The 4,862-nt window shown below is 69.5% G+C and carries 6 protein-coding genes; 2 read left to right on the forward strand and 4 right to left on the reverse strand.

Annotation, left to right across the window (positions count from 1 at the left end; genetic code table 11):
- A partial coding sequence (locus tag VN520_RS37610; RefSeq protein WP_325751445.1) for a hypothetical protein occupies positions 1-227 on the reverse strand: 227 nt, incomplete at its 3' end.
- A gap of 732 nt (positions 228-959) precedes the next feature.
- Here VN520_RS37610 and VN520_RS37615 point away from each other — a divergent pair.
- A complete protein-coding gene (locus VN520_RS37615; RefSeq protein WP_325751446.1) occupies positions 960-2,399 on the forward strand; it encodes a hypothetical protein in 1,440 nt (479 codons plus the stop codon).
- A gap of 289 nt (positions 2,400-2,688) precedes the next feature.
- A complete protein-coding gene (locus VN520_RS37620) occupies positions 2,689-2,961 on the forward strand; it encodes a hypothetical protein (protein WP_325751447.1) in 273 nt (90 codons plus the stop codon).
- Between the two features lie 170 nt (positions 2,962-3,131).
- Here the strand turns inward: VN520_RS37620 and VN520_RS37625 are convergent, their stop codons facing one another.
- The 3 genes from VN520_RS37625 to VN520_RS37635 all read right to left on the reverse strand — a co-directional run.
- On the reverse strand, positions 3,132-3,764 hold the full coding sequence (locus tag VN520_RS37625) for a hypothetical protein (RefSeq protein WP_325751448.1): 633 nt from the start codon (positions 3,762-3,764) through the stop codon (positions 3,132-3,134).
- Positions 3,761-4,198: a hypothetical protein gene (locus tag VN520_RS37630; RefSeq protein WP_325751449.1), complete on the reverse strand. Its 438-nt coding sequence runs from the start codon at positions 4,196-4,198 to the stop codon at positions 3,761-3,763. Before VN520_RS37630 ends, VN520_RS37625 begins: the two co-directional genes overlap by 4 nt.
- A 211-nt stretch (positions 4,199-4,409) precedes the next feature.
- Positions 4,410-4,862: hypothetical protein (locus VN520_RS37635; RefSeq protein ID WP_325751450.1), on the reverse strand; the 453-nt coding region annotated here is incomplete at its 5' end.

Genomic DNA, 4,862 nt, shown 5'->3' on the forward strand with positions numbered 1-4,862 from the left:
AAAAGGGAGGCCCAGACCGGTTCCAGCCCATGCGCTCCGAGCAGCTGGACTCGCCGCCCGAGTGTCGCATCCTTGCCCTGGCCGGAACCCGCACCGATCTGCCACGCCCCGCACTGACCGCGTCCGTCCGGGTGCCAGCGCCGTTGCGCCTTCGGAGAAGCGATGGGAGTACTGGAGTAGCAGTCGACGGCGGATGTAAGCACCCTGAAGAATGAGGTGATCAGCATGGGCAAAAACAGCGGCAAGAGTGCTGGCGGCCAGCACAGCGGTGGCAAGCGGACGGAGATGACTTCGGCCGCGTCCTCCCGGGTGCAGTCTGCCGGCGCACGGAACCCAGGCAGCCGGACTGCCGAGACCAGGTTCGCCGCCCGCGCCCAGTCCGCCGCGGCGAAGAGTTCGCGCGGTGGAGGGAAGTGATTTCCGTCCGGCTCTCCACCCGCCGGGCGTGGCCTTGCTCGTCGTCCGTGGCTGGTGCGTGCGTCGCGGGCGGGCTCAGCGGCGGTGGGGACGAACTCGGCGAAGGCGTGAATGAACGCGCAGATCCTCGTCGGCCATGAGCGCAGGACGGACTGCTGGGAGGTGTGTCAACGACTGCGTCGCACAACGACGGGCGCGAGGTCAGTAAACCGGGGTGCGAGCCCTCGGAGTTCCGTCAGGAGAGGCCGGGTGTTGATCCCGTGCCCGAAGAGGATCAGACCGGCCGGTGCCCCCTCGACCGGCTCCTCGCCGCGCGCCGTGATCCGCACCGCGGGCCCTGGGCGGAAAGGATCGAGGACGGAGACCAGCCGCCGCTACTTGGCCCTCGGATGCCTCCGAAACGGCTGTCCATAAGAGGAGTTGATGGGGGTAGGAGTATGGAGCGCCACCACCGCGGGCCAAGGTGCCCCGGGATGGCGTTCCTGGTCCCGGCTCCGTAAGCGTCGGGCCGGACACCGCGCACTCATCCCTGGGGGGACCACATGATCGCACGTCAACGCAGACTCGGCACCACCATCGACGCCAAGGCCCAGGCCGGTACTGTCACCCGGGCGCGCGCCCGCGCCGCCGTGCGTGCCTGGGGCACTGCCGCCCTCATCGTCGCGTTGCTGACGCCGGCGAATGCCGCCGCCGCCGACCCGTCCAGCGCCGCTGCCGCACAGCCCCGCGCTGCCTCCAGTGTCCTGCCGCTCACCGATTACTGCGACATGGTCGTCGACGGCGTCCACAACCGCCTCTTCTTCAGCGACCCCGCCCGCGGCGCGGTCGTCGTCACCGATTTCGACGGCGCGGTGCTGAAGCAGGTGACCGGCCTGCCCGGGGCGGCACAGCTCGCCCTGTCGGCGGACTCCGCCACCCTCTACGCCGCCCTGCCCGGCGCGGACACCGTCGCGGCCATCAGCACCACCACCCACGAGGTCGTCGCGAGGTATGCCACCGGCGTCGGCACAGTCCCGCGCACCCTCGCCGTCAGCAGTGGGCGCCTGTGGTTCGGCTACGGCGCCGAGGGCGCCGGCGACATCGGCTCGGTCGACCTCACAACCGCACGCCCTGTCGTCACCCTGGGTCAGGCCACCGCCGACGACTGGTACTCCGCACCGGCACTGGCCACCTCTGCGGCCGCCCCCGGCGTCCTGGTCGCCGGCGAGCGGGACGTCAGCCCAGCCACCTTCGCCGTGTACGACGTACGCACCGCCATTGCCCACCGCACGGCCGAGCGGCGGCTGCACGAGGCCGGCGACACCCAGGACCTGACCTTCACCGCCGACGGCAAGAACATCATCCTGGCCAGCGGCAGCCCCTACTACCACCAGGTGCTGCGCGCCTCCGACCTCACCGACGCGGGCCGCTACCCGGCCGCCGCCTACCCCAACGCGGTGGCCGTCGCCGCCGACGGAGCCGTCGCGGCCGGGGTGGACAGCAACTACGGCTCGGACGTCTTCATGTTCAAGCCGGGCGCCGGCCTCTCGCACGGTGTCTTCGAGTTCGCCTCCGGAGACTCCTCTCCGCTGCTGCTGCCCGCCGGCCTTGGCTGGGCGCCGGACAACCGCCGCCTCTTCGCCGTCACCCGGGAGACACGCCAGGGCGCTCCGGTCATCCTGCGGGTGCTGACCACCCCCGGCAAGGCCGCCACCGAGACCGTGCTGCACATACCCTCCACGACACCCTCCGGTACCCGCTCCCTCACCGGCCGTCTCGCCTCCGACCTGCCCTTTCCAGCCGGCACCACCGTCACCCTCACCCGCCTGGACCCCGGCGCCACCAAGCCGGTGACGCTCCCGCCCACCACTCTTGCCGCGGACAAGACCTTCGCCCTCACCGACCGCACCACCGCCCGTGGCTACCTCACCTACACCGCGTCGTTCGCCGGTGACGCCCTCCATCTGCCGTCCAGTACCAGCATCGAGGTCTACATCCGCTGACCGCCGCTCCCCGGGCATCCGTACACGCCGGCACCCGCTATGACGCCTACCTTCACGCCCGGCCGTCCGCCGGCCCGGCCCCGTGAGCGCGTTTCCATTTCAGCGTGGCTTTGGCAGGGAGCTACCGGGAAACCGGCATCCGCTGCCTACAAGGTGAAGGGTGTTTGAGACCATCTACAGGTCGGACCGGCGATCACTCCTCGCCGGTCCGGCTTTCCTTTTCTGCCGTGCGGGGACGGGTTGGACGAAACAGGGGCGGAGTTCTAGGAGGGGCTGGCAGGCTGAGTGGATGACTGGGCACACACGACCGCGGATCTACGGTACTGACTGCGACGACGCCGCCTCCTGCACCACCGACCCGAGCCGTGAGTACGTCGAGCTGGACGGCGGTCCGCTGGAGGGGCAGCTTTTGGATGTCACCGGTCTCACGGCTGAGGAACGTACGATCGGTGCGTTCCTGATCACCCCTCACAGCGCATACGGGCCGGGCGGGCGTGCCTCGTACGCGCCGGCCTTCAGCAATCCTGAAGGCCGGTGGGTGTGGGAGGGAGATGTGGCCTGACCCTCACCACTACGGCTCCACGAAACCGCTGCTGTACCTGGGCGCCGCCTTCCGGCGGCCGCGCAGCGGGGCCGACACCGTCCGGCGGGTTCGCCCCGCACAAATTCGTCGCGATTCTCGGCACTTGTGCTTGAAGTCCTCCTGCTCGGCCGCGTGCGAGCCCGTACTTCTTACCAGCTGGTCAGGTCGATCACGCGGGCGCAGTGGGGGTCGGATGCGTCCGTCGCCCAGCGTTCCTCTTCTTCCACGAGAGAGGGCAGGGCTGCCAGCAGGGCGGTGAGAGCGCCGGTGGTCCGTACGTCGGCCGCGATCAGGCCCGCGGCCTTCTCGACGGCGAGGTAGAGCCGCATACTGTCCGGCCCTGTGAAGAAGAATCCGCAGAGTGCCGGGCTGGGCGGGCTTTCCACGAACGGCCAGGCCAGCGTGCGCAGTACACGCAGCGTCCGGTCCGCCCGGACGGGGGAGGCGGGCTCGAGAGCGGTGGTATCCACCAGGACGAGGGGCATGCCCATCACGGTCGTGTGCGTGCGGGGGGACGGGCCGGCGAGGAGCGTGCGGGTCCAGCCCAGCACCAGCGGGGCGGTGACCGCCTCGTCGTCCTCGTCCGCCAGCGGGATCTCGTAGGCGACCAGCTCGTGGGCCAACACCGCATCAGCGCCGCCGGTCACGATCCGCACCGCATCCCGCGTGGGCAGGACACCGCGCAGGAGGACTCCCTCGGCCATAGGCAGTGCTGTGTAGTCGAGAAGGAAGCGCGTGAGGTAGGCCTGCTGCTCGGCAGTCTCCCTGTAGGAAAAACTCATTCGTTGACCCAGTTCGGGCACTTGTTCATGCCCTTGCAGTAGGCGGTGACGACACCGATCTTGTTTCCCTTGCCCGCGTCGTACACACCGTCACCCGTGCGGCGGGCGTACTGCACGATGACCACGATGTTGACCAGCTTGGCCTGGTTGCGGGCAACCCCGTAGTACTCGAGTCTTCCCCCGCTCTTCTTGTCCACTTTCCCGGCCAGGGCCGCGTCGACCACCCGGCACTTCTTGATGTTGTGCTTGCCGGAGAAGTGGTTCCAACCCAGATCTCCGTTGCCGTAGCGCGTGGGGATCCTCCGCCCCTCGGGATCATTCTGCTCGCACTTCACCTTCTTGTTCCAGTACCGCTGCGCCGATGCGTCGGACACCGGTGTGAGAACGAGACACGCGCTCATGACTCCCGCTGCCACCATGCTGATCATCCTCATGGCCGGACCGTGCCACCCCGCCGCACGACCTATGCCTGCTCTGCGGGCAGATTCGTTTCCCCTCCCCCGAACGGGGAGAGCGGGGGTCTGCTTCCACGTCCTGGCCCCTGCTTGGCCTGGGGGGTACGGCGAGGACACGGGCATTTGGCCTTGCGTCGCTGGCCCCCGTGCACGCCCTCCAGGCCGACGCGCTGCTGGAGGGCGTGTCGCCTCAACGGCAGTACGGGCAGTATCCGTCTGCGGGGTGCGGGCGCACGAGCGCGATCAGTTGTTCCCATGGTGTGATGCGGGGGCCTGTTTCCACCAGTGCGTCCACCGCGGCGATGAGCGAGTCGTTGGAACTCGGTGTCAGGCCCACGACCAGTGTGGGTGTTCCGGGATGCCAGAGGGCGTGCTCGATCGCGGCCGCGAGATCTGCGGGGCTGCCCTGGGCCGGGAGCAGGAGAATCTGGTCCTGGTCGGTGACCACGAATCCGATGGCGGGAGCCTGCTGCCCGTAATCTCCACCGGCCTCGGTGCGCAGCAGCACAGTCTCCAAAGGGGCGCCGGTCGAGGGTTCAGCGGGCATGACGCGCGGGACGTGCAGGGCGGCAAGCCTGGTGCCGGGCGAGGTCGCGCACCAGGCCGGGCCGGCCGGAGCCGGCCAGGCGCCCAGCACCGGGCC

The sequence above is a fragment of the Streptomyces sp. genome (genome assembly GCF_035563135.1).
GTDB lineage: Bacteria > Actinomycetota > Actinomycetes > Streptomycetales > Streptomycetaceae > Streptomyces.